This is a genomic window from Lentzea alba (genome assembly GCF_047445655.1).
Lineage (GTDB): Bacteria > Actinomycetota > Actinomycetes > Mycobacteriales > Pseudonocardiaceae > Lentzea > Lentzea alba_A.
On record NZ_JAJAEG010000020.1, the window covers coordinates 23,196 to 46,940 of the forward strand.

28 protein-coding genes and 1 tRNA gene are annotated in these 23,745 nt (G+C 68.5%); 19 read left to right on the top strand and 10 right to left on the bottom strand.

All coding sequences use genetic code 11. The annotated features are described in order from the left end of the window. Nucleotides 1–19: 19 nt before the first annotated feature. Entirely contained in the window at nucleotides 20–595 is a 576-nt protein-coding gene (locus LFM09_RS30355) for an ABC transporter permease (RefSeq protein WP_414100004.1), read from the top strand. Between the two features lie 5 nt (nucleotides 596–600). Here the strand turns inward: LFM09_RS30355 and LFM09_RS30360 are convergent, their stop codons facing one another. Next, nucleotides 601–936 (bottom strand): nitroreductase/quinone reductase family protein, encoded by a 336-nt coding sequence (locus LFM09_RS30360; protein WP_414100005.1) that lies wholly within the window; start codon nucleotides 934–936, stop codon nucleotides 601–603. An 81-nt stretch (nucleotides 937–1,017) separates the two neighbouring features. Here LFM09_RS30360 and LFM09_RS30365 point away from each other — a divergent pair, with 81 nt between their 5' ends. Continuing rightward, complete coding sequence (locus LFM09_RS30365; protein ID WP_414100006.1) at nucleotides 1,018–1,611, top strand: TetR/AcrR family transcriptional regulator; 594 nt, start codon at nucleotides 1,018–1,020, stop codon at nucleotides 1,609–1,611. Here LFM09_RS30365 and LFM09_RS30370 read toward each other — a convergent pair. Next, a complete protein-coding gene (locus LFM09_RS30370; protein ID WP_109639071.1) occupies nucleotides 1,608–1,868 on the bottom strand; it encodes a Prokaryotic metallothionein in 261 nt (86 codons plus the stop codon). The genes LFM09_RS30365 and LFM09_RS30370 overlap by 4 nt on opposite strands. Continuing rightward, nucleotides 1,855–2,259 carry an MmcQ/YjbR family DNA-binding protein gene (locus LFM09_RS30375; RefSeq protein ID WP_414100007.1) on the bottom strand — a complete coding sequence of 135 codons (405 nt, stop codon included), beginning with the start codon at nucleotides 2,257–2,259 and terminating at the stop codon, nucleotides 1,855–1,857. The genes LFM09_RS30370 and LFM09_RS30375 overlap by 14 nt, the downstream gene beginning before the upstream one ends. Before the next feature lie 82 nt (nucleotides 2,260–2,341). Between LFM09_RS30375 and LFM09_RS30380 the strand changes: the two genes are divergently transcribed. After that, the gene (locus LFM09_RS30380; protein WP_414100008.1) at nucleotides 2,342–2,815 is read left to right on the top strand and encodes a DUF2690 domain-containing protein; all 474 of its coding nucleotides are present in this window, start codon (nucleotides 2,342–2,344) and stop codon (nucleotides 2,813–2,815) included. Nucleotides 2,816–2,862: 47 nt separating this feature from the next. Here LFM09_RS30380 and LFM09_RS30385 read toward each other — a convergent pair whose 3' ends face one another. Continuing rightward, nucleotides 2,863–4,095 carry a glycoside hydrolase family 18 protein gene (locus LFM09_RS30385; RefSeq protein WP_414100009.1) on the bottom strand — a complete coding sequence of 411 codons (1,233 nt, stop codon included), beginning with the start codon at nucleotides 4,093–4,095 and terminating at the stop codon, nucleotides 2,863–2,865. Between the two features lie 149 nt (nucleotides 4,096–4,244). Continuing rightward, nucleotides 4,245–4,318: transfer RNA gene (locus LFM09_RS30390), tRNA-OTHER, on the bottom strand. Nucleotides 4,319–4,424: 106 nt separating this feature from the next. Between LFM09_RS30390 and LFM09_RS30395 the strand changes: the two genes are divergently transcribed. Beyond that, nucleotides 4,425–5,540 carry a J domain-containing protein gene (locus tag LFM09_RS30395; protein ID WP_414100010.1) on the top strand — a complete coding sequence of 372 codons (1,116 nt, stop codon included), beginning with the start codon at nucleotides 4,425–4,427 and terminating at the stop codon, nucleotides 5,538–5,540. Nucleotides 5,541–5,856: 316 nt separating this feature from the next. Further along, entirely contained in the window at nucleotides 5,857–6,480 is a 624-nt protein-coding gene (locus tag LFM09_RS30400; RefSeq protein ID WP_414100011.1) for an RICIN domain-containing protein, read from the top strand. A 104-nt stretch (nucleotides 6,481–6,584) separates the two neighbouring features. On the opposite strand, the gene LFM09_RS30405 is transcribed toward LFM09_RS30400, so the two are convergent. Further along, nucleotides 6,585–7,394, bottom strand: a complete 810-nt coding sequence (locus LFM09_RS30405) for an NADP-dependent oxidoreductase (RefSeq protein ID WP_414100012.1) — start codon at nucleotides 7,392–7,394, stop codon at nucleotides 6,585–6,587. Between the two features lie 57 nt (nucleotides 7,395–7,451). Between LFM09_RS30405 and LFM09_RS30410 the strand changes: the two genes are divergently transcribed. The 10 genes from LFM09_RS30410 (at nucleotide 7,452) to LFM09_RS30455 (ending at nucleotide 15,761) form a co-directional block, all read left to right on the top strand. Then, entirely contained in the window at nucleotides 7,452–8,249 is a 798-nt protein-coding gene (locus LFM09_RS30410; RefSeq protein WP_414100013.1) for an AraC family transcriptional regulator, read from the top strand. Between the two features lie 18 nt (nucleotides 8,250–8,267). Further along, nucleotides 8,268–8,834, top strand: a complete 567-nt coding sequence (locus LFM09_RS30415; RefSeq protein ID WP_414100014.1) for an HhH-GPD-type base excision DNA repair protein — start codon at nucleotides 8,268–8,270, stop codon at nucleotides 8,832–8,834. A 110-nt stretch (nucleotides 8,835–8,944) separates the two neighbouring features. Then, nucleotides 8,945–9,847 (top strand): hypothetical protein, encoded by a 903-nt coding sequence (locus tag LFM09_RS30420; protein ID WP_414100015.1) that lies wholly within the window; start codon nucleotides 8,945–8,947, stop codon nucleotides 9,845–9,847. Then, nucleotides 9,844–11,118: a serine/threonine-protein kinase gene (locus LFM09_RS30425; RefSeq protein WP_414100016.1), complete on the top strand. Its 1,275-nt coding sequence runs from the start codon at nucleotides 9,844–9,846 to the stop codon at nucleotides 11,116–11,118. Before LFM09_RS30420 ends, LFM09_RS30425 begins: the two co-directional genes overlap by 4 nt. 9 nt (nucleotides 11,119–11,127) lie before the next feature. After that, on the top strand, nucleotides 11,128–12,498 hold the full coding sequence (locus LFM09_RS30430) for a serine/threonine-protein kinase (RefSeq protein WP_414100017.1): 1,371 nt from the start codon (nucleotides 11,128–11,130) through the stop codon (nucleotides 12,496–12,498). A 112-nt stretch (nucleotides 12,499–12,610) separates the two neighbouring features. Continuing rightward, on the top strand, nucleotides 12,611–13,321 hold the full coding sequence (locus LFM09_RS30435; RefSeq protein ID WP_414100018.1) for an ABC transporter permease: 711 nt from the start codon (nucleotides 12,611–12,613) through the stop codon (nucleotides 13,319–13,321). Further along, nucleotides 13,314–14,111, top strand: a complete 798-nt coding sequence (locus LFM09_RS30440; protein ID WP_414100019.1) for an ABC transporter permease — start codon at nucleotides 13,314–13,316, stop codon at nucleotides 14,109–14,111. Before LFM09_RS30435 ends, LFM09_RS30440 begins: the two co-directional genes overlap by 8 nt. After that, on the top strand, nucleotides 14,108–15,079 hold the full coding sequence (locus tag LFM09_RS30445; RefSeq protein ID WP_414100020.1) for an ABC transporter ATP-binding protein: 972 nt from the start codon (nucleotides 14,108–14,110) through the stop codon (nucleotides 15,077–15,079). Before LFM09_RS30440 ends, LFM09_RS30445 begins: the two co-directional genes overlap by 4 nt. 45 nt (nucleotides 15,080–15,124) lie before the next feature. After that, nucleotides 15,125–15,472, top strand: coding sequence for a hypothetical protein (locus LFM09_RS30450; protein ID WP_414100021.1), 348 nt, complete (start codon nucleotides 15,125–15,127; stop codon nucleotides 15,470–15,472). A 97-nt stretch (nucleotides 15,473–15,569) separates the two neighbouring features. Continuing rightward, entirely contained in the window at nucleotides 15,570–15,761 is a 192-nt protein-coding gene (locus LFM09_RS30455) for a DUF1918 domain-containing protein (protein ID WP_414100022.1), read from the top strand. Here the strand turns inward: LFM09_RS30455 and LFM09_RS30460 are convergent. After that, nucleotides 15,758–16,573, bottom strand: a complete 816-nt coding sequence (locus LFM09_RS30460) for an inositol monophosphatase family protein (protein WP_414100023.1) — start codon at nucleotides 16,571–16,573, stop codon at nucleotides 15,758–15,760. The genes LFM09_RS30455 and LFM09_RS30460 overlap by 4 nt on opposite strands. Nucleotides 16,574–16,592: 19 nt before the next feature. Continuing rightward, nucleotides 16,593–17,573: a malate dehydrogenase gene (locus LFM09_RS30465; RefSeq protein ID WP_414100128.1), complete on the bottom strand. Its 981-nt coding sequence runs from the start codon at nucleotides 17,571–17,573 to the stop codon at nucleotides 16,593–16,595. 92 nt (nucleotides 17,574–17,665) lie between these two features. Between LFM09_RS30465 and LFM09_RS30470 the strand changes: the two genes are divergently transcribed. Further along, on the top strand, nucleotides 17,666–18,265 hold the full coding sequence (locus tag LFM09_RS30470) for a pentapeptide repeat-containing protein (protein ID WP_414100024.1): 600 nt from the start codon (nucleotides 17,666–17,668) through the stop codon (nucleotides 18,263–18,265). Here the strand turns inward: LFM09_RS30470 and LFM09_RS30475 are convergent. Beyond that, on the bottom strand, nucleotides 18,251–20,929 hold the full coding sequence (locus tag LFM09_RS30475; protein ID WP_414100025.1) for a TNT domain-containing protein: 2,679 nt from the start codon (nucleotides 20,927–20,929) through the stop codon (nucleotides 18,251–18,253). The two genes, LFM09_RS30470 and LFM09_RS30475, sit on opposite strands and share 15 nt — an antisense overlap. Before the next feature lie 138 nt (nucleotides 20,930–21,067). On the opposite strand from LFM09_RS30475, the gene LFM09_RS30480 reads away from it, so the two are divergent. From LFM09_RS30480 to LFM09_RS30490, 3 genes are read left to right on the top strand one after another with little or no spacing between them, the layout of a single operon-like run. Then, on the top strand, nucleotides 21,068–21,988 hold the full coding sequence (locus tag LFM09_RS30480; protein ID WP_414100026.1) for a DMT family transporter: 921 nt from the start codon (nucleotides 21,068–21,070) through the stop codon (nucleotides 21,986–21,988). Beyond that, a complete protein-coding gene (locus LFM09_RS30485; protein WP_414100027.1) occupies nucleotides 21,985–22,833 on the top strand; it encodes a bifunctional methylenetetrahydrofolate dehydrogenase/methenyltetrahydrofolate cyclohydrolase in 849 nt (282 codons plus the stop codon). The genes LFM09_RS30480 and LFM09_RS30485 overlap by 4 nt, the downstream gene beginning before the upstream one ends. A gap of 13 nt (nucleotides 22,834–22,846) precedes the next feature. Continuing rightward, nucleotides 22,847–23,140 carry a DUF3017 domain-containing protein gene (locus LFM09_RS30490; protein WP_112262406.1) on the top strand — a complete coding sequence of 98 codons (294 nt, stop codon included), beginning with the start codon at nucleotides 22,847–22,849 and terminating at the stop codon, nucleotides 23,138–23,140. Here LFM09_RS30490 and LFM09_RS30495 read toward each other — a convergent pair. Next, on the bottom strand, nucleotides 23,137–23,712 hold the full coding sequence (locus LFM09_RS30495; protein WP_414100028.1) for a TetR/AcrR family transcriptional regulator: 576 nt from the start codon (nucleotides 23,710–23,712) through the stop codon (nucleotides 23,137–23,139). The genes LFM09_RS30490 and LFM09_RS30495 overlap by 4 nt on opposite strands. Between the last annotated feature and the right edge of the window lie 33 nt (nucleotides 23,713–23,745).

The window sequence follows — 23,745 nt, forward strand, 5'->3', positions numbered from 1 at the left end:
CTTCTCGGAGGTTCCCACGATGAACGCCACCGCCCTTCGCGCCGACGCCCTGGCGACCGAGGTCGACAACGGCGCCGCCTACCTGGGTTTCGCGTTCGCCTACGTCTTCGGCCACGGCGCCGCGCTGCTCGCTCGATCCGGTGCGGTCGCGCTGCCGGGATGGCTGCCGATCGCGTTGCTGGGCGGCGGACTCGTCGTCGGCACGATCCTCGCCATGAGCGCCTCGTTACGTGCCCAGCGCGGCGCTTCGGAGGCCCGACGCCGTGCGGAGAAGCTGGTCGGCACGGCCTGGGTCACCGGGTTCGTCGCGCTGGCGCTGGCGATCACCGGGCTGAGCACGGTGTTCGACAAACCGGAGCTGCAGACCGTGCTCTGGCCGGCCGGTTCGACGATCGTGGTCGGGCTGATCTACATCGCCGAGGGAGCCGTCCGAGCCAACGCGTTGCACTACAACCTGGGCACGTGGCTGGCGCTGGTCGCGGCCGCTTCGCTGTTCGTACCGGCGCCCGGGTTCTTCGGGGTGCTGGCGGTGCTGGGCGGCGGCGCCTACCTGGCGGCCGCGTTCCTGGAACGCCGCCGATTGGCTGCTGTGTAAGGGTTTCAGAGCTGCACTCGCACCGTGACCCGACCTCGGTCGTCACGGTGCGATGTCGCGTGTCCGACCTTTTCGGCGCCGTCGAGTTCGAGCGTGAGCGGGCCGCCCTCGCCGTTGAAGTTGCGCCACCACGTCTTCGCGTCCGGCATCATCACCTGGATCTCGACCTGGTCGCCTTTTCGTCGGTAGCCAACGGGTGTGGTGAACGTGCGACCGGAGCGGCGGCCCGTGTAGGACACGACGGTGATGCCCTTGCGCACGAGCTTGCCCACGATCGGCGCGTCGCGCAGTGCGACCATCACGTTGTTGATGCGGCGCACCCACGGTCCCTTGAAGTCCATGGCTTCCAACGTAGCCTGCTAAGTGGAGACCCCCGTCCGCTTGGCCGGAAGTGAGAAGAAGTGACCGCCTCGGATTCTCAGTTGCGTGCAGACGCGCGGGCGAACCGCGCACGAGTGCTGGCCGTCGCACGGGAGTTGTTCGCCGAGCGCGGCCTGGAAGTGCCGATGGCCGCGATCGCCCGACGCGCGCGCGTTGGTGTAGCGACGTTGTACCGGCGCTTCCCCACCAAGGAGTCGCTGGTCCTGGAGGCGTTCGGCGAGCAGTTCGCGGTGTGCCAGGCCGTGATCGAGGAGGCGCTGACCGATCCTGACCCGTGGCGCGGGTTCCACACGGTGCTGGAGAAGGTGTGCCTGCTGCAGGCGACCGACCGCGGGTTCACCGCCGCCTTCGTCGCCACGTTCCCCGACCTGCACTCCGAGGTGCGGGACCGCACGTGGCACGCGTTCGCGGCGCTGGTGGAACGCGCGCAGGCCAGCGGACAGCTGCGAGCCGACTTCTCGCCGCACGACCTGACGCTGGTGCTCGTGGCCAACGGCGGCCTTGCGAGCGTGCCGGTGGAGCAGGCGGTGGCCGCGTCGCAGCGCCTGGTCGCCTACCTCTTGGAGGCGTTCCGGGTGGGCACGGACGAGCTGCCGCCGCCCGTGCCTCTGAGCCTGGACCTCGTACTCGGTTAACCCGGATGGGCACCCACGGTGTCGCGGATCTGCGCACCCAGGTCCGCAGACGCGGAACGCGCGCAGTGGGCACAGCAGAAGAAGCGGCCCTCCACCTCCACACCGTGCCCGATCACGCGGCAGTCGCAGTGCTCGCAGCGCGGGGCAAGGCGCTGGATCGCGCACTCGAAGCTGTCGAACGTGTGCACGCCGCCGCCGACGGTGCGCACCTCGAAGGCCATCCAGTACTCGTTGCCACAGACGTCACAGGTCGCCATGCGCGGAAGACTGCGGCAGGTCAGCCGGGTCGGCAACTCGATCGTCGAGTTGCGCGACCAGCGTCTTCGGGGCAATCACCCGATAGGCGTCCTCGACGAGGTCCGCGATCACGTCCCAGTCCAGGGGGACGTCGAGGTAGACGCCGAGCCAGCCGCGGTGGCCGACGTAGGGCGGGCGGAAGTAGCTCTCCGGGGCCTGGGCCACGAGTGTTTGCTGGACGTCCGGGCCCGCGGCGCACCAGAACGCTCGCCGGTCGTCGTGGTGGTGGTCGGCGAACGTCACGAAGGTCTTCTTGCCGCGGACGAACCAGGTGGGTTCGCCGTGGCTCAGGCGTTCGGTGACCTCGGGCAGCGCAAGGCAGAGAGCGCGCAGGTGTTCGAGTGCGTCCACCCGAACATCCTGCGCCGATCCGACCCTTTGTGTCTGGTCAAATGCCTCGATCACACCGTGAACCCGGCTCTACGTTGATCCTGTGAAGAACAAACTGCTGACCAGTGCAGCCGTGACCGCTGGGCTCACCGTCGCGATGCTCGGTGGCGCCACGGCCTCCGTGAGTGCCGCTCCGACAGCAGCGCCGGTGACGGCTGCCGTCACCTGCACGGGCGCCGGCTGCGACCACAAGGACCCGTACGACAGCGGGTGCGGGGCGAGCCGGGTCGAGGCGGGCCGCAAGGCGAGCTCGAAGGGCACTTTCTTCCTGTACTACTCCACCGTGTGCAAGACGAACTGGATCGAGGTGCCGAACTACGGGGGCGGCACTCCCAGCCTGGAGCTGTCCGTGGAGGACACCGGACGGGGCAAGATCGTCCGCTACGACGCCAGGCCCACGCCCGGCCGGCACTACGGCAACCTGATCTACTCGCCGGGAAGCACCTGCGCGTTCGGCCTCGCGGACTGGGACGCGGACTCCACCTGGGAAGTGATCGTCCCGTCGAGCGGCTGCTGATCGTTCGTGCCGGACCCGGTTTCGCCGGGCCCGGCACGCGTGGTTCGTCAGCCGATGCCGCTGCGGATCGCGCTGATCAGCTCACCGTTGGTCGTGTCACCGGAGAGCTCCCAGAAGAACACGCCGCCCATGTTCTGGCCGCTGGCCCACGAGATCTTGCTGCGGACCGTGGCCGGGGTGTCGTAACTCCACCACTGGCTGCCGCACTTGGCATACGCGGTCCCGGCGACGGTTCCGTTGGCCGGGCAACGGCCCTTGAGGACCTTGTAGTCCTCGATGCCTGCCTCGTAGGTGCCCGGTGCGGCGCCGGTGGCCGTGCCGCCGGGTGCGGACTGGGTGACGCCGGTCCAGCCGCGGCCGTAGAAACCGAGGCCCAGCAACATCTTGTTCGCCGGGATGCCCTTGCTCTTCAGCTTCTGGATCGCCGCGTCGGTGTTGAAACCCTGCTGCGGGATGCCGGGGTAGCTGGTGAGCGGCGAGTGCGGTGCGGTCGGGCCCTGCGCGGCCCAGGCGCCGAAGAAGTCGTACGTCATCGGGTTGTACCAGTTCACGTACTGCGCGGCGCCGGCGTAGTCCGCCTTGTCGATCTTGCCGCCGGTGGACGCGTCCGCGGTGATCGCGGCGGTCACGAGGTTGCTGCTGCCGAAGCGGTTGCGCACGGCCTGCATCAGCGTCTTGAACGAGTTGAAACCGCTGGTGTCACAGGTGAGTCCGCACGCGTTGGGGTACTCCCAGTCGATGTCGATGCCGTCGAACACGTCCGCCCAGCGCGGGTCCTCGACGAGCCGGTAGCAGGAGTCCGCGAACGCCGCCGCCGCGCTCGGACTGCTCGCTGCCGCCGGGAAGCCGCCGGACCAGGTCCAGCCGCCGAACGAGAACAAGATCTTCAGGTTGGGGTGCAGCTTCTTCAGCTTGCGCAGCTGGTTGAAGTTGCCGCGCAGCGCGCCCGTGTCCCACGTGTCGGACGTACCGTCCACAGAGGACGCCGCGTCGTAGAACTTGTCGTAGTCGGCGTAGGCGTCGCCGAGCACGCAACGGCCGCCGGAGACGTTGCCGAACGCGTAGTTGATGTGCGTGAGCTTGCTGGACGAGCCGGACGTGCGGATGTTCTTCACGTGGTAGTTGCGCTGGTAGACGCCCCACTGCACGAAGTAGCCGACGACGCGGTTGGCGATGGCCTGAGCGCCGACGTCTTCCTGCGCTGCTCGTGATGCCGGTGCCGCAAGGGTGGCTGCCGTTAAGAGGGCTGTCGCTGCCGCGATGATTCTGCGCCTGAACATGCGGTCTCCTCGATGGGTGACGGCGCGGCGGCGCTTGCTCCCCAAGCTAGGTGGACTAGACCACTGACGTCAATGGCTGAACCGGGAACGCGACCGGGCCGTAGACGTTCGAGGGAAGGACCGAGCCAGGGAGGATGCCTCGTGCTGAGCGGGACCGGCCGGATTCGAACCGGCGTTCTCCCTCCGTGCCGGAGGGCGCGTCGACCACTGCGCTACAGGCCCCTTCGCACTGCGTACGACCACACTAGTCCGTGAACTCCGGGCCGTATGCCCTGCGAAAGTGTTGGACCCAATAAGGTTCATGCACCAACCTCGGACTGGACGGTGTCGTGCCAGGGATCGACTACTACGAGTTGCTCGGTGTCAGCCGGGGCGCCAGTGCCTCGGAGATCAAGTCGGCCTACCGCTCTCTCGCCAAGGTCATGCACCCCGACGCGGGTGGGACGTCTGGCAGCTTCCGCCTGCTCCAGGAGGCCTACGAGACGCTGAAGGACCCGGTCCGGCGCGCCGACTACGACCGCCCGGCCGCTCCCCCGCCACCGGTCGTACGCCCCCAGGCACGCCCGCGACCTCGCCGAACGGGGCGCGCGGGCCGGCTGCGCGACTTCGGTGACGACCCGAACTTCCACGCGCCGCGACCCCGTGTCGACCTCGGCTCGATGGACTGGTGGAACCGCATCGACCTGGGCCAGCGGGTCCGCTACGTGCCCGCAACAGGCCTCGGGCACGCCCCGGCGGCGGCCGCGATCGGCGGGTGGTTCGTCCTGCTCATCCCGTTGGCGATGCCGTTGTCGCCGCTGTTGCTGGCCGTCTGGCTGCCGCTCGTGGCGGGCGCCGGTTACGGGGCGTTCCGACTGGTGCGCCGCTACATCACGACCGTGCGGGCCGAACGGGCGTTCGCCGGGGAGTACGACGGGAACACCATTTTCGGCCGTCCGGGTGAAAACAGACGCGAACGGCTGACGGCCGGACTGCTGACCGAGTACATGACGCAGCTACCGGGAGTGCGCATCTTCCACGGCCTCGCGTGGCCCGGTTCGGTCTTCACCGACATCGACCACGCACTGCTGTGCGGCAGGCGGTTGGTCTTGATCGAGTCGAAGTCGTGGCTGCCCGGCCACTACTACTGCGACGAGGACGGCGAGCTCTGGCGCAACGGCCACCCGTTCCGCGGCGGCGGCTCGCAACTGCTGGACGGCGTCGAGCGCTTCGCGGAGATGCTGCCGTGGCTGGAGATCCGCGGCGCCCTGATCATCTACCCGAGCCGCGCCGGCGAGGTCACGTGCGACGACGACCTCGACTTCGAGGTGCCGCCGATGACCCCGGACCAGTTCGTGCGCGAGATCGGCGACTGGCTGGCCGACGACCCGGCCACGGTCGACCGCGAGGCGCTGCGCGTGCTGGTGCGCCAGGTGGTCTCCGAGGTCAGGGTCGCCGGCGCCTGACCCGACCTCGTCCGGCCCGTCACGCAATCCGTCTCATCTGGAACTTCCCCTTCTCCGGAACCCTTGCGCCGGGGGACGGAAGCAGTCGCCGCACGCGTTGCAGACCGGCCCGGTGACCGGGCCGAGTCGTGAAGGACGGACGAGCGAGCGTTACGCGATATGGGCCACTTTAAATGAGTCTTGACTTGGCGACCACAGCCTGAAATATTCCCTCCAGCACTGGGGGGATCTCACACATCACGTTCGACCTGCACAGGTCTCACGCGTACCTCAGCGCGCTTTTTTGACATGAAAACAATCTTGGGGGAAATGCTAGATGAAGATCGCCGGTAGAGTCGCCACGATCATCGCCGCCACCGCGGCCGCCGTCTCGCTCGCGTTCGCCGGCTCGGCCCAGGCCGCGCCGAACTGGGACCGCGCCGACATCCCGAGCAAGTCCGACATCAAGGCTGCCGCCGCTGCGCCGACCGACCCGTTCTACTGGGTCCTCTCGCCGAAGCACATGGACCTGCTCCAGTGCGTCGACCTCTTCAACGGCGGTGCCGACAACGGCGCGGCCATCATCCAGTGGGACTGCCACGGCCTCGAGAACCAGCAGTTCGCGCCGCTGTTCACGGTCGACGGCAACTCCGAGGGCATCTCGGTCGTGTTCATCAACCGCAAGTCGGGCAAGTGCATCGACCTCTACAACGGTGACCTCGCCAACGGCACGCCGATCATCCAGTGGACCTGCCACAACGGTGCGAACCAGAAGTGGGAGTTCATCGACGTCCTGAACGACCCGAACACCCCGGACGACGACACCGTTCTGCTGAAGAACCGCAAGTCCGGTAAGTGCCTCGAGGTCTTCAACGGCTCCACGCAGCGTGGCGCCATCATGACGCAGTGGGACTGCCACAGCGGTGCCAACCAGCAGTTCACCGCGTACCAGGCTCCGTAACTAATCCTGGTACCACTCGCACGAATCGTAAGAACATTTCCTCGAAGGGGCGGTCGCTTTCCAGCGGCCGCCCCTTCGGGCTGTTTCAGGGTCTTGAACGCGACTCAGGGCGTGAGCACGATCTTTCCCCGGATGTCGCCCGCCTCGCTCCGCCGATGCACCTCGCGCAATGCGTCGAGCGACAGTTCCTCGGAGACGTCGAGCACCAGTTCGCCGCGGTCGACCAGAGACACGAGCGCTTCGAGCACGGCGCGGTCGTAGCGCGCGATCACATGTGTGCCGATCTTGGTCGTGACGGAGACGATCCGTCCCGCCGGCACCTCCACCGCGGCAACGAGGTTGAGCACGACGTCCACGTCCCGCGGCAACGGATCCCGCGTGTAGTCGACGACCTCGCCCGCCCCGAACGCCTTCACCACAGCCGCACTGCGCTCCGACGCGGTCGCGATCACGTGTGCACCGGCCCGTTTCGCAAGCTGCACGACAAACCCGCCGATGCCCCCGCCCGCGCCGTTGACCAGCACCCGTTCCCCCGGCTGCAGACGCGCCTCCGCGACCGCCTGCCAGGCGGTGAGCCCCGCCAGCGGCAGCGCGGCCGCGTGACGCAGCGACACACTCCGCGGCGCCGGCACGAGCCTGTCCCTCGGGGCAACGACGAACTCGGCCGCAGCGCCACCGTCGAGGAACCCGATCACCCGCTCGCCGGTGCCCACCACCGTGCCCGCGACATCCCAGCCGAGCGAGAACGGCAGTGCCACCGGGACCAGCCCCTGGCGCACCCCGACCTCGGTGGGGTTGAAGCTGGTCGCCTCCACCCGCACCAGCACCTCGTCCGGCCCTGGCTGCGGCAGCGGCACGTCGTCGAACCTGATCACGTCCGGACCACCGAACTCAGCTATGCGCGCGATCTTCACATCCCCGACGCTATGGCCGAGGCTCCGAGACGATCCATGTTTGTTCGGCTCAAGTTCATGTGCGAGCGTCTCGCCATGGACGTGCTGAGCGACGTGCTGACCGTGATGCGCACCGGCACACCGCGTTCGCATCGCAGCGAGTACGACGGCCCGTGGGAGCAGTGGTACCCACCAGTGCCCGGCTCGCTGGGATTTCACGTCGTGGCCTCGGGAACCTGTCGGGTGGACGACCAGACGCTGCGAGCCGGCGACATCGTCGTGGTGGCCGACAAAGGCCACATGATGTCCGGTGACGGCCCGTGCGTGACCCTGTGCGGCGCCTATGAGGTCGACCCACCCCGCATGCACCCGCTGCTGCGCTCGCTGCCACCGCTGCTCCGCGGGTCCTCTCCCGCCACCACGCTGCTGAACACCGAACTGGCCCAGCCGAACCTCGGCAGCGCAGCCCTGATCCCCGCATTGCTGGACGTCCTTCTGGTGCACGCACTCCGTTCCTGGTGCGGCACCACGACCACAGGCTGGGCCGCAGCGTTGCGCGACCACCCGACGGCCGCCGCTCTGCAGGCGATGCACGACAACCCCGCCGCAACGTGGACCGTGGCCTCACTGGCTCGCACCGCAGGCCTGTCCCGCGCAACGTTCGCCCGTCGCTTCACCGCACAGACCGGCCAACCACCGCTGGGCTACCTGACGTGGTGGCGGATGACCCTCGCGGCCCGCGAGCTGCGCTCCACCGACGCACCGCTCAGCGCGGTGGCCACAGCAGTCGGTTACACCTCGGAATTCGCCTTCGCAGCGGCGTTCAAGAGGGCGTTCGGAGTCGCGCCCGGCCGGTACCGGCGATCTTCCGGGTGACGTGTCACGATGTGCGCCATGACCCGCACGGTGTGCCTCGCGCAGAACCCCGACGCGGACGCCCTGCTGGCGTCAGACCGGTTCGCACTGCTCTTGGGAATGTTGCTGGACCAGCAGATCCCGATGGAGAAGGCCTTCTCCGGCCCGAAGGTGCTCGCCGACCGCATGGGCGGCCTGGACGTGCACCGCATCGCCGAGGCCGACCCCGAGGCCTTCGCCACGATCATGGCGACGCCGCCCGCCGTGCACCGCTTCCCCGGTTCCATGGCCAAGCGGGTGCAGGCGCTCTCGCAGTTCGTCGTCGAGCAGTACGACGGCGACGTCACCCGCATCTGGGCCGAGGGCGACGGCGATGCGGTGTTCAAGCGGCTCAAGGCGCTGCCCGGGTTCGGTGACCAGAAGGCCAAGATCTTCCTCGCCCTTCTGGGCAAACAGTTCGACGTCACGCCCGAGGGGTGGCGCGAGGCCGCTGGGCACTACGGCGAGGCCGAGAGCAGGCGCAGCGTCGCCGACGTGACCGATCAGAAGTCGCTGCTCGAGGTCCGGGACTTCAAGAAGGCCGCGAAGGCCGCCGCGAAGAAGTAGCACCGAAACGCCGCTGTCTGGTCCACTGGACGCACGCCGCCAGCCCGACCGAGGTGCCACAGCATCTCGTGCGAGAAGGGGCGTTTGCGTTGCGCATCAAGGTTATTGGCGTGTTCGCGGTCGTCGCGCTGGGGATGATGGCCGCCTCCGCGGGCGCTGCCACCACGTGGCCTGGCGACTCCGCCACGAAGACCGCTGACGGCACGAACGTGTTCGGGACGAACCTGAGCGGGCTGTCGTTCGAGAGCCCGAACGTCGTGTGGGCGGTGAAGAACGGGCCGTCGACGCTCTACCGGCTCGTGCCCAGCGGCAGCACGTGGAAGGTCGACCAGAAGCGGTCGCTCAAGTTCAAGGACGGGCAGGGCGACCCCGACGCCGAGGGTGTGGTCTTCACGCCGGACGGGCTCTTCGTCGCCGTTGAGCGGGACAACAACAACGGCGACACCAGCTCACCGATGATCCTGAAGTACGGCACCGGGAGCGCCGCCACAGCCGAGTGGGCGCTCGGGGGCATGCCCGAGGTCGACCCCAACGACGGGCCCGAGGCCATTTCGTGGCTGCCGGACTCCTACCTCACGAGCAACGGCTTCAAGGACAGCAGCGGGAAGACGTACAACCCCGCCGACTACCCCGGTCACGGCAGCGGGTTGTTCGCGGTCGGGCTTGAGGCCACCGGTGAGGTGTACGTCTACGCCCTGCAAGGAACCGCCAAGCTCATCACCAAGTTCGCCAGCGGGCACAAGCAGGTGATGGACCTGGAGTTCGACGGCGGCAAGCTGTGGGCGGTCTGCGACAACAACTGCAGCGGGCGCTCCACGACCCTCACGGTCAGCGGCGGGAACTTCAAGGTCTCGGCCACGTACGACCGGCCGAGCAAGCTGCCGAACGTGAACCTGGAAGGCTTTGCGATCTCGCCGAGCTGTGTCAACGGCAAGAAGACCGTTCTGTGGTCTGACGATGACAACACAAGTGGCCACGCGCTGCGGAGCGGATCACTACGCTGCGGGGCGTGAGCGCACCGCACGTCCCCGGCCTGACCGATCTCCGACCACTCGGCCACGGCGGGTTCGCCACCGTTTACCGGGCGCGGCAGGCTCAGCTGGGGCGGGAGGTCGCCGTCAAGATCGGTGACCGGCCCCTGCACGACGAACGGGACCGGCGGCGGTTCCTGCGCGAGGCGCACGCCGCCGGTCGCCTGTCCAGTCACCCGCACGTCGTGACGGTGCACGACTCCGGGATCACCGCGGACGGGCGGCCGTTCCTGGTCATGGAGCTGTGCAAGGGAACGCTCGCCGACGAGCTCACCGCAGGACCGCTGAAAGCCGAGCGGGTGCGGGAGATCGGCGTGCAGCTCGCGGACGCCGTGGCGACTGCGCACGCGCAGGGCATCCTGCACCGGGACATCAAGCCGGCGAACGTGCTGGTCGACGCGCACGGCGCGGTGAAGCTCAGCGACTTCGGGCTGGCCGCGATCCTGGACGGCAGCGCGGACAGCACGGCGACGCGGGATGCGCTCAGCCCCAACTACGCGGCGCCCGAGGCGTTCGCGATGACCGCACCGACGCCGCAGACGGACGTCTACTCTCTCGCCGCCACGCTCTACACGTTGCTGGCGAATCGGCCGCCGAGGGAAATCCCTTGGCCCGTCAAGAGCTTCGACCACCTGGCGGAGATCCTGAAGTCGCCGGTGCCCACGGTTCCGCAGGCGTCCGAGCAGTTCATGGAAACGCTCGTCCACGCGCTCGAGCCCGACACCGAGCGCCGGACCAAGAGCGCCGAGCAGTTCCGGGACGAGCTCAAAGGCAAGGAGGCCAAGAGGAACCGCTGGCCGTGGATCGCGGCAGCCGTGGTCGCGCTGCTGGTCATCGCTGGCACCAGCGGCTACTTCCTGTTGCGCGGCACCGAGAAGTCGAGCGCCGGCCTGGTCGAGTGCGGCGACGGGATGTGCCTCAGCGAGCCTGCCTGCTACCAGCGGGTGATCACCATCGACGGCAAGCGGTCGGCTCCGCGGGCGCCGACCTGCGACGAGGAGCACGTCTGGGAGGCGTACAGCGGTGGGTGGCTGCCGCCGAACGCCGCGGAGCTGACGCTCAAGGAGATCCAGGCGCTGCCGGAACCCAGGAAGTTCTGCACGGAGAGGGTCATGAAGGAGCGGGCCCGCAAGCCGGTGGAGTTCACCGCGTGGGCCGTGCTGCCGCTGACGAAGGGCAAGAAGCCCTACTTCCACTGCATTGCCGGGCCAGGCAAGAACGTCACGAGCAAAGGCAGCGTCTTCACCGGTTAGGGTGCGCGCGTGACCGCACCCCACATTCCCGGCCTGACCGACCTGAGACCGTTGGGCGCAGGCGGGTTCGCCACCGTCTACCGCGCCCACCAGGCCCAGCTGGGCCGTGACGTCGCGGTGAAGATCGACAACCGGGTGCTCGCCGACGAACGGGACCGGCGCCGGTTCCTCCGCGAGGCGCACGCGGCGGCCAAGCTGTCCGGGCATCCGCACGTCGTCGGGGTGCACGACGCGAACATCACCGCCCAGGGCACGCCGTACATGGTCATGGAGCTGTGCACGGGCGGTTCGCTCGCCGACCAGCTCGACGCACGCGGGCCGTTGCACCACGAACAGGTCCGCGACCTCGGCGTAAAACTCGCGGACGCACTCGCCGCCGCACATCAAGAAGGCGTGCTGCACCGGGACATCAAGCCCGGCAACATCCTCGTCGACCGCTACGGCACGCCGAAGCTGGCCGACTTCGGGCTCGCGGCGCTGCTCGACGCGCAGGGCGGCAGCACGGTCACCAGGGACGCCCTGAGCCCCAGTTACGCGCCGCCGGAAGCGTTCGCGATGGCCGAACCGACGCCGCAGGCCGACGTCTACTCGCTCGCCGCCACGCTCTACACGTTGCTCGCCGGCAAGCCGCCGCGTCCGGTGCCGTGGCCGATCAGCAGCTTTGACCAGCTCGGCGAGATCCTGCGCAGGCCGGTGCCCGCGGTCAACGGAGTACCGCCGGCGCTGCACGAGACCCTCGCACGGGCCCTGCACCCCGACGCCAACCTGCGCACGCCAAGTGCGGCACAACTGCGCGACGAGCTGCTCGACCCGATGCGGCAGCCCACGGTGCCGGTTGGAGCGCCGCCGAAGCGCAAGGTGTGGCCGTTCGTCGCCGCCGCGGCACTTGTCGTCGTTCTCGTCGGCGGCGTGATCGCGTGGAACCTGTTCGACAACAAAAAGGCAGGCGCCCAAGGGCCTGGGCCGGCGACGACCCAGCAGGGCGGGGCCGAGGACGTCCCGCCGTTCCTCAAGAAGTGCGACAGCGGGTTCTGCATCGACCAGTCGACCTGCTTCCGCGGCATCAACGAGGTCGGCGGCCAGCCCGCCACCGCTCGCAAGGTCGGCAGCTGTGCGGACGAGCACTACTGGGAGGCGTTCGCGGGCGGCTGGCTCTCCGGGGACATCCCCGGAGTCAGCTCGGAGGAGATGCTGAACTCGGCCGAGATCGTGAACGTGTGCACCCCTGCGGTGATGAAGGCGAACACGCGGCCGACCGTCGACACGACCGGCTGGGAGATGGCCGCCGTCGGGTTCAAGGACGGCACGCGCAGCTACTTCCTCTGCCTCGGCTCGGACCCCGAGGAGGGCGAGGTCGTGAACAGCGCTTTCGGCAGTTGAACAATTCCACTTGCGACGGTCTGTAACGTGGACCGACGTGCGTGTTCACGCCGATTTGATCATTGCTGGATTCCGAAGGTACTCGACCTACCGACAAGCGATGCTGGCCGGAATGACCGCGAACGTGGTCTTCGGCCTGCTCCGGGTCTCCGTCATCGTCGCCGCGCTCAAGGCGGCGAACGGCGAGATCGCGGAATACGACGTCGCTGCTGCTAACACCTACGTCTGGATCGGGCAGGGGCTGCTCGGGTTCATCCTCTTGTGGGGGAACAACGAGCTCGCCGAGCGCGTGCGATCCGGTGACGTCGTCGTCGATCTGTACCGGCCGTGGCACCTGCAGGGTGCGCTCCTCGCGGAGGACCTCGGCCGCGGCGGGTACGCGTTCCTGGCCAGGCTCGCGCCGCCGATGCTGATCGGCATGCTGTTGTTCCCGTTCCGGTTCCCCGAGAACGCCTACCAGTGGCCGCTCTTCCTGGTCAGCTCGGTCATCGCGCTGGTCATCTGCTTCGGCTGCCGGTTCCTGATCGAGATCAGCGCGTTCTGGCTGATCGACAACCGCGGGCTGTTCGGGTTCTGGAACATCTCGTCCGGCCTGCTGTGCGGGCTGACCGTGCCCGTCGCGTTCTTCCCGGAGTGGGCGCGGGAGGTGCTGTGGATGACGCCGTTCCCGGCGCTGCTGCAGGCACCGATCGACGTGTTCCTCGGGCACGGCAACCCCGGGAAGCTCCTGCTCTACCAAGTGTTCTGGGCTGCGGTGATCCTGGCGCTGGGCCACTTCGCGTTGCAACGGGCCGTGCGCAAGGTGGTGGTCCAGGGTGGCTGACGTCATCTACCCCAGGCTCATCGGCGCACGCCTGCGCAGCCAGATGTCGTACCGCGCCTCGTTCGCGCTGGACTTCGTCACCCAGATCCTGGCGCAGTGGATCGAACTGATCGTCATCCTGGTGCTGTTCGGCCAGGTCAGCGCGCTCGGCGGATTCACCAAGAACGAAGTGCTGCTGATGTACGCCATCGCGGGCGCCGGGTTCGGGGTCGCGGACCTCTTCGCCGGGCAGCTCGACAACCTGCCGACCTACATCCGCACCGGCAGCTTCGACGTGCTGCTGATGCGGCCGCTCGGCACGTTGCCGCAGATCATGGTGTCGGACATCCGGCTGCGCAGGATCGGGCGCATCGTCGGCGCGCTCGCCGTGATGATCTACGCGCTCACCCACGTCCCCGTCGAGTGGACGGCGGCGAAGGTCGCGCTGACCATCGCCGCGCCGATCGCCGCGGCGGTCATCTTCAGCTCGGTCTGGATCGTGGCGTGCTCGGTGTGCTTCTGGATCATCGAGGGCCGCGAGTTCTCCAACGCCGTCACCTACGGCAGCAACGCCTTCACGTCGTACCCGATCAACGTCTACACGCGGCCGCTGCGCTTCGTGATGGCGTACGTCGTGCCGGGGGCGTTCGTGGCGTACTACCCGAGCCTCGCTCTGCTCGGGAAGCAGGACCCGCTCGGCCTGCCTGGCTGGGTCGGCTGGACATCACCGCTCGTCGCGGCACTGGCGGCGACCGCCGCCGGGCTCGTGTGGCGCTTCGCGGTCAGGCACTACCGGGGAACAGGATCATGATCGAGGTCAGGGAGCTTCGCAGGGAGTTCAAGGTCGCCACGTCGAAAGGCTTGCGGCGCAACTACAAGACCGTCACGGCGGTCGACGGCGTCACGTTCGACGTCAAGGCCGGTGAAGCCGTCGGATACGTCGGGCCGAACGGTGCCGGCAAGTCCACGACGATCAAGATGCTGACCGGGATCCTGGTGCCCACCAGCGGTCACCTCCGGGTCAGCGGCGTGGATCCGTCCAAGGCAAGACGCGATCTCGCGAAGCGCATCGGCGTCGTGTTCGGCCAGCGCAGCCAGCTCTGGTGGGACCTGCCGCTCAAGGACAGCTTCGACCTGCTCAAGTCCATCTACCGGGTGTCGGCGCAGGACTACAGAACCAGGCTCGACGAGTGCGTCGAACTCCTTGGCCTGCAAGAGCTTCTGATCACGCCGGTGCGACAGCTCTCGCTGGGCCAACGGATGCGCGGCGAGATCACCGCGGCTCTCCTGCACGCGCCGGAGCTGCTGGTGCTCGACGAACCGACGATCGGCCTGGACCTGGAGTCCAAGGAACGCCTGCGGGAGTTCCTCAAGGACATCAACATCCGCCGCGGCACGACGCTCCTGCTCACCACGCACGACCTGGACGACATCGAGCGCCTCTGTCCCCGGTTGATGGTGATCGACCACGGCAAGGTGCTCGCCGACGGCCCGCTGGACGTGCTGCGAGAGGAGGTCACCCCGGAACGCGAGCTCGTCATCGACCTCAGGGAACCCGGCCCGGCGCCGGACGTCCCTGGAGTAACGGCGGTGCGCAGCGAGGCGAACGGGCTGCGTCACCACCTCACGTTCAGGAGGGCGGAGACGACGGCGGCACAGTTGATCACCCAGGTGGTGCGGCAGGTGGAGGTCCACGACCTCGCCGTCGTGGAGCCGGAAATCGACGACGTCATCCGCAAGCTCTACCAACGCCAGGTCGCGCAGGACGTACCTCGGTAGAGTCGTCAGTGACACAAACGGACACATCGGGCAAGAGGAGAGCGAATGCGCCTAGTTGGGACGCTGGCGGCAGCCGTCATCGCGTTGGGAAGCCTGACGGCGTGCGACGCGATCCAGGGCGTCAGTGACACCGCGGACAAGGTGAAGCTGTGCGCCGACGCGATCCAGCTCGTGGGCTTCTCGCCGGACCTGAGCGACCCGCAGAAGGCGCTGGAGGAGACCCAGGCCAAGGCCAAGGAGCTCGAGAACCTCGCGAACTCCTCGCCTGACGAGCAGGTGAAGAAGGCTCTGGAAGAGGCTGCGAACGGCATGCAGAACGTCAACTCCGCCGCGGACTGGGTGCAGCAGAAGGCCGACCTCGTCGCGAAGGTCTCCGCGGCCTGCGGCGGATGAGCACTTGAGCCCTGTTGCGCACCTCCGGTGTCGGCCTAGTCTTTAACGCGTTCAACGCGCCAAGCCTCACGCCGCACACCGGAGGTGTTGCAGCATCATGCAAGCAACAGTTGGTGACAGGCTCCACGTCCACAGCCGCTCAGTAGGACTAGAAGAGCGCCTGGGCGAGATCCTCGAAGTGCGCGGGACCGACGGCCAGCCGCCGTACCTGGTCCGCTTCAACGACGGCCACGAGGGCCTGGTGTTCCCCGGCCCCGACTGCATCGTCGAGCCGCGCGGATCCGTTTAGCCGTCGAGCACGGTTTTGATCAACTCCTCGGCGAGCTGAGGGGTTGCTGCCGCCACGCCTGACCACCGGTGGGTCAGGTCGGGTTCGAACGTGAACGGGCGCCCCTTCAGGTCGACCAGCACGCCGCCTGCCGCGGGCACGGTGACCAGCGCCGTTGCCAGGTCCATGATCCGGTGCGTGTCGCTGCCCGGATCGATGAAGGCGTCGACGGTGCCCTCGGCGACCAGCATGGTCTCCAGGCAGGTCGTGCAGAGGACCCGGATGCGGTCGGCGCGGTTCGCGATGCGCAGCCACGCGTCCTGCGTGCCTGTCTTCGGCCGCATCAAACACACGGACGCGCCATCCAGCGTCGTACGTCCGGTCGTGCGGAACGACGTCGGAACTCCTGCGCGCGCATGCCACGCACGGCCCGTGTCGAACCATGTCGTGAGTGCTTCTTTGGCCGTGCCGTCCTCGACGAGAGCGCCGGCGAAGCACGAGAGAGGAACGCCGAACGCGGCGTTCGCCGACCCGTCGACCGGGTCGATGACCAGGGTGATCGAGGAACCGTTGTCGACGAACCCGGCTTCCTCGGACAGCAGGTTCACGCGACTGCGGTGGATGGATTCCAGGATCGCGTCCTCGACGATGCGATCGACACGCATCGTCGGTGTTCCGTCGGCGCCGTCCGCCACTTCTTCGCGGAGCTCGAGGCGCGTGTGCAGTGATCGGGCGCGTCCGTACGCCGCTGACGCCGCACGGGCGGCGTCAGCGAGCGCAGGATGCACGTCATCGGAGAGCTGTGGCTGGGGCACGTCCCATGGAATGCGCACGTGCTCACAGTGCCACGATTTAGATGAGGCCGAGGCCCTTCACGGCGTCGCGCTCCTCGACCAGCTCGGCCACGGAAGCGTCGATGCGGGCGCGGGAGAACTCGTCGATCTCCAGGCCCTGGATGATCTCGTACGAGCCACCGGAGCACTTGACCGGGAACGACGAGATGATGCCCTCGGGCACGCCGTACGAACCGTCCGACGGGATGGCCATCGAGGTCCACTCGGTGCCGTTGACCCAGTCGTAGATGTGGTCGATGGCGGCGTTCGCGGCCGAAGCGGCCGAAGACGCGCCACGGGCCTCGATGATCGCCGCACCGCGCTTGGCGACGGTCGGGATGAAGTCGTTCTCCAGCCACGCCTGGTCGTTCACGGCCTCGGCGGCGGTCTTGCCACCCACCTTGGCGTGGAACAGGTCGGGGTACTGGGTGGCCGAGTGGTTGCCCCAGATCGTCATGTTCTCGATCTCGGTGACCGCGACGCCCAGCTTCTTCGACAGCTGCGACAGGGCGCGGTTGTGGTCGAGGCGCGTCATCGCGGTGAAGCGCTCGCGCGGGACGTCCGGCGCGTGCTGCTGGGCGATGAGGGCATTGGTGTTGGCCGGGTTGCCGACCACGAGCACCTTCACGTCGTCCGCGGCGCCGGCGTTGATCGCCTCGCCCTGCGGCTTGAAGATGCCGCCGTTCGCCTCGAGCAGGTCGCCGCGCTCCATGCCCTTGGTGCGGGGGCGGGCGCCGACGAGCAGGGCCACGTTCACGCCGTCGAACGCGGTCTTCGCGTCGTCGGTGATCGTGATTCCCTTGAGCAGCGGGAAGGCGCAGTCGTCCAGCTCCATCGCGGTGCCCTCGGCGGCCTTCAGCGCCGGGGTGATCTCCAGCAGGCGAAGGTTGACCGGGGTGTCCGGGCCGAGCAGGTGGCCGGAAGCGATGCGGAAGAGCAGTGCGTAGCCGATCTGGCCGGCCGCACCGGTGACAGTGACGTTCACGGGCGTGCGGGTCATGAGCCTTCCCGAATGACGGTCCTCGTTGACGTCGGGCAGGTCGCCCGGCAACCCGCACGTTACCAACACGTGGACAGTGCGAAAGTGTGAGAGTGGACAACCCTGTCGAAGAGATCGGTGAGGACTACTCGGACGCAGTGCTGCCAGGTCAGCACTGGGAGAAGAGGTCTTTCACCGACTGCGACTTCACCGAAGCCGATCTCCGCGAACTCGTCACGACGGGGTGCACGTTCACCCGGTGCGACTTCACCCGGACGGACCTCGGTGAGTCGAAGCACCACGCGACGGCGTTCCGGCAGTGCACCTTCGACCGCACGGTGCTGACGCGGTCGTCGTTCGACTCGTGCAGCCTCATGGGCTCGAACTTCGTGGACTGCGTGCTGCGGCCTATCACCTTCACCGAGGTCGACTTCACGCTGGCGTCGTTCATGAAGGCGCCGTTGTACGACCTGAAACTGGGTGGGCAGCGGTTCCGCGAGACGAACCTCAGCGAGGCGGACCTGCGCAACACCGACCTCGGCGAGGCGGACCTGATGGGCGCGCGGCTGCTCGACGCGAAGCTTGAAGGCGCGAACCTGCGCGGGGCGAAGCTGGACGCGAACGGGCTCCGGCAAGCCAAGCTCGCCGGAGCCCTCATCGACGTCGACCAGGCGATCGCTTTCGCGGCCGCGTACGGCCTAGTTGTCGGCTGAACCCGTGATCTCCACCAGAACGCCGTCCGCGACCATCTCCTCGATCGCCTTGGGCAGCAGGTAGGCCGTACCGCCGCCGGGCTGCTCGAACCACGGCACCGCGACACCGCTCAGCACTTCGAGCGGACGGCGCAACCGGTACACGCGGTACGGGCGGTTGATCCACGACGGCACGAGGCTGCGTTCGGGGAACGGCGTGCCCGCCACGTAGACGAGGTTGCCGGCCTGGTCGCCGTAGCGGTCGACCTCGGTGCCCGCCGGCAGCTCGAACATCTGCTTGTGGCGGAACAAAGTCAGCGGCGGCTCGCCGGCCAGCGGTGAGATCGGGAACTTCCGCTTCGACGGTTCTTCCTGCTGGACGGCGACCGGTGCCGGTGCTGGTGCCGGCGCTGCAGCCGGTGCCTGTGGCGGAGGAGGCGGCGGCGCCTGCTGAGCCTGCGGCTGAGGCATCGGCGGGCGCTGCGGCGGAACCGGGCGGCGCGGCTCCTCGCGGAAACCGTTGGCCATCGGCCGTTGCGGAGGCGGGGGCGGGGTACGCACGATCGTGCGGAAGTTGCCCAGCACCAGCTTGCCGACCAGGTACGCCGAAGCGTCCTCGACCTTGTCGAACCGCACCGGGCTCTTCGGGCCGTGGTCGAACCAGCAGACCTCCCAGCTGTCGCCGTCGAGGTGCAACGTCCACGTGCGGTCTGACGGCTCGCCGATCCGGTACACGCCGTGCGGCACGCTCAGGTCGTCCAGCGCGCGGCGGGTGCCGGCCAGTTCGCGGTCCTCCTCCGGCGTGACGACCCGCGGCGGCTTCACCGGCTCCGGCTCGGGTTCCGGCTCCGGTTCGATCTCCGGTTCGTTGAAAAGGGCCGCGTCGAACTGGGTCGTCTCCTCGACGCGTGCGGGAGCGGGCACTGGAACCGGCAGCACCGGAAGAGGCTCGGCGACCGGCTCCGGCACGTGAACCTGCTCGAACGGCTCAGCTTCGAACGACTGAGCTTCGAACGGCTGGGACTCGAACGGCTGCGACTCGAAGGACTGGGACTCGAACGACGTGGTGGACTCCAGCTCGTCCTCGGCCAGGTCCGGCTCGTCCTCCGCGACCGCGACGACCGGGTGTTCCTCGGTCACCTCGGCCGGGCTCTCCAGCGGCTCGTCCACCGCCGGGGCCCACGCCATCGTGTCCTGCATGACGTCGCGCGGGCGGTCCTCGACGTCAGGGACCAGGCTGTCCGTCCGCTCCTCCTCGCGGTGGTGCGTGAGGAGTTCGGGCTCGTCCGGCCCCGCGGTCGGGATCTGAGGCTCGTCGACAACGTCCACGACATCTTCTTCGTGGCCGACGTCAGGTTCGTTCGGTTCTTCTGCCGGAACTTCCGCCACGACCACCGGCTCCTCGACCTCGCTCGGGTGCGGGGCGAAGAGGTCCATGCCCGCGCCGTAGGTGTCGCGCAGGGTCCGGTCGTCGACGTCGGGCACGCCGTCGGAGTCGAAGACCACCCGATAGGGCGGACCGTCGCCGGCCATCGGAGGCACCGCCACCGCGACCGTGGCACCGATGTCGTCGACGTCGTCAGCGCGGTCGGACTCCGGCTCGGCCTGGACCTGCGGCTGCTCGGTCGTGACCTCGGCGGCCTCCGGGTCGGAGGTCAACGGCTCGAAGTCGTACTCCTCGACCTCGGCCTCGGGCTCGTCGTCGAAGTCCGGCTGCTGGACGTACTGCGTGGCGTCGGCGTGCGGCTCCTCGTCGAACGCGGGCGCCGGCTCGTCGTCGAACTTCGGCTGCTGGACGAACTGCGTCGCGTCCGCGGCCGCGGCCGGTTCCGGCTCCGGCTCTGGTGCGGGCGGCACAGGCAGCACGGTGCCGGGAGGTGCGGCCGGCGCACCGAGGTTCGCGGCGGCGGCGAGCCTGGTCTCCTCGGAGATCTCCGGCAACGTGAAACCGGCGGCGCGGGCGCGTTCGACCAGCTCCGGCTCGGGCGGCACGCCGTACTTGCGCAGGTAGTGGGAGACGCCGGCGGGCCAGATCCAGGCGCCGTCGGTCTGGAAGCCGGACGGCACGACCTGCGGGCTGTCCGGGTGCAGGACGTCCGCGTCGAAACCGCGACCGGCCACGGCGACCGGCGCGTTCGACAGGTACGCGAGCAGCGGCGCGACCTCGGGCTCCGGCACCGGCGGCCGGTTGACCGACGGGCGGCCGCCAGGACCGGCGCCGTCGAACACCCGGACGGTGCGGAAGACCGGCGTCGGCGGGTTCAGCCTGCGGCGCAGCCAGTCCGGCACGTTCTCGTCCGCGCGCGGGAAGAACCGCATCTCGTCGAAGTACGCCTGCTGCGGCGGAGGCGTCTGCCAGTTCGGCTCGGCGCGGTCGAAGTCGAGGTTGTAGCTCGACGGGTGATCCAGCTGGTAGCGGGCGTTCGTCCAACTGCCCCGGCCCTCGCGGTGCATGCCGGCCCGCAGCCGCGCGAAGAGCGTCGCGACCTCCTGCGGCACCGCCCACGCCCGTTTGCTGCCGTCCTGCAACCTCAGCTCGGACTCGAGTTCGAAGTACCGGCCGGTGGCTCGGTACTGCGCGACAACACTGCGCCAGTCCTCCGGCGCGGCCCGCATGAGAGTCAGGCCGATCTGCTTAACCAGAGCATCTTGCTCGGTAGGGTTCAACGGCTTCGGCTCGGACACGCCAACATCTTCCCCCGCAACTCGCCGGATCGCACACGTCCCCCGCCACTGCGCCGAACGGTGGAGGCCCGACCATAACGCGGGGCAGGTGCCAGGTTAAAGCTGATCAAGAACCCTGATGTCTCGGCTGGAGGAGCGTTGTCACGGTCCACGCAGGTGACCGGTGGTGTGCTCGCGGCCGTCGGCGGCGTGGCGATCGCGGTCCAGGGGCGGGTCAACGGGTCGCTCGCGCAGGGGTTGCACAACGGGTTCCTGGCCGCGCTCATCTCATTTGGCGGCGGTCTGCTCGTGCTGATCGCCTTGGTCCTGTCGCGACAGTCCGGACGGGACGGCATCGCGCGGTTGCGAAGTGCGCTCGTGCACAGGCGGATCCGCTGGTGGGAGTGCATCGGCGGGATCAGCGGCGCGTTTCTGGTGGCGTCGCAAGGGATCGCGATCGCGACCATCGGTGTGGCGGTGTTCACGGTCGCGGTGGTCGTCGGCCAGGTCGTGAGCAGTCTGGTCGTGGACCGGCGCGGGCTCGGGCCGGGAGAGCCCAAGCCGTTGACGATCACTCGCGTGCTCGGCGCGGCGGTCGGTGTCGTCGCCGTGGTGATCGCCGTGTCGCACCAGTTCACGTCGCCGGGCGCGTTGTGGCTCGCGGTGCTGCCACTGGTCGCGGGCCTGCTGATGGGGTGGCAGCAGGCGGTGAACGGGCTGGTGCGCGAGGCCACCGGGCACTCGGTGGCCACGATCTTGGTGAACTTCACCACGGGCACGACGGCGTTGCTGCTCGTGAACCTGGTGGCCACGCGCGGGATGCCGGAGTCGTTCCCTTCCGAGTGGTGGCTCTACCTCGGCGGGTTGCTCGGCATCGTCGGCGTGGGCGGCGCGATCGTGTCGGTGCGGTTCATCGGTGTGCTGATGGTCGGGTTGTGCGCCGTGAGCGGGCAGCTGATCGGGGCGGTGCTGCTGGACGCGGTGAGCGGGCACCTGGCGTTGCCGACGGTGATCGGCGTCGTGCTGACGCTGGTGTCGGTGGGCATCGCGGCGCTGCCCAATGGGAGGATGAGGACGTGACTGCGACGCTGCTCAACGGCAAGGAAACCCGAGACGCGCTGTTCGAGGACCTGAAGGCGCGGGTCGCCGCGCTGCCGGTCCAGGTCGGTCTGGCCACCGTGCTGGTCGGCGACGACCCCGGCTCGCACTCGTACGTCAAGGGCAAGCACTCGGCGTGTGCGAAGGTCGGCATCAAATCGATCCGCCGCGACCTGCCTGCGGAGACCACGCAGGAAGAGCTCGAAGCCGTCATCGACGAGCTGAACGCGAACCCCGAGGTCACCGCGTACATCGTCCAGCTGCCGCTGCCCAAGCACCTCGACGCGAACGCGATCCTGGAGCGGATCGACCCGCGCAAGGACGGCGACGGTCTGCACCCGGTCAACCTGGGCAAGCTCGTCCTCGGCGAGGAGGCCGCGCTGCCCGCGACGCCGCGCGGCATCGTCGAACTGCTCCGTCGTTACGACGTGCCGATCGCCGGCCAGAACGTCACCGTCGTCGGCCGCGGCGTCACCGTCGGGCGCCCGATCGGCCTGCTGCTGACCCGCCGCACCGAGAACGCCACCGTGACGCTGTGCCACACCGGCACCAAGGACCTCGCCGCCGAGGTGCGCCGCGCGGACATCGTGATCGCGGGCGCCGGCAGCGCGGGCCTGATCACCAAGGACATGGTCAAGCCGGGCGCCGCGGTGATCGACGTCGGCATCACCCGCACCGACGCGGGCCTCGTCGGCGATGTCGCTCCGGACGTCCGCGAGGTCGCCGGCTGGCTCGCCCCGATGCCGGGCGGATCCGGTCCGATGACCGTCGCGATGCTGCTGACCAACACCGTCGAAGCCGCCGAGCGCGCCCATGCAGCGGTCTGACGCCGAAGCGCTCATGCCGGAACAGCGCTGGCGGTCGGGACCCGGCAAGCACCTGCCGTTCGCGCTGGTGCTCGGTGTCGGCGTGCTCGGCCTGGTGCGGATCTTCCAGTACCACTGGCGCCAGGGCGCGGTGCTGCTGGGCGTGTCGCTGCTGGTGGCGGCGGTGCTGCGGATCCTGGTGACCGACGAGCAGGCGGGTCTGATCAAGATCCGCGGCCGTGGCATGGACGCTTTCCTCTATTCGACTTTGGGCATCGTGGTGATCGCCGTGGCTCTGACGATCACCGGCGGCCCGCTGAGTCGTTAGTTTGGGCCGATAGCGCGGTCGACGAGGACCTCGATGAGCTCGTCGAGGTCCATCGGCTCGACGATGTCGGGCAGCGTGAGCCGTTCGTAGATCAACCCCGTCAGCGCGAAGTACAGCGTGAGGACGGTCATCCGGTCGCCCGGCAGCTTCGACTCCTCGTTGAACGCGATGTTGAAGTCGAGGTTGTCGGCGACCGTCTTCGTCAGTGCGGTCCGCAGGTCCGGCCTTCGCGTGGCTTCGAGCCTGAGCTCCATCATCGCCAGGTAGCAGGCCTTGTCGGCGTCCGCCCGCTTGACGATGTCGTGCATGAACCTGAGGGTCAGCGACCTGTCCCGGGGCAACGCCAGCCTCTCCTCGACCAGCTCGTCGGGCGGCATGAGCCGCTGGTTCACCCTGATCGCCACCTCCGACATCAGGTCGTCGCGGCTCGCGAAGTAGTTCGACGCCGTGCCCGCCGGCACCTGGGCTTTGGCGTCGATCGCGCGGTAGGTCAGGCCCCGCGCGCCCTCCTCCGCCAGGACGTCGATCGCAGCGTCCAACAGGGCGGTTCGCCGTGCTTCGTTCTTGACCACGAATCCTCCTTGACAACCACTACAGGCATAGTA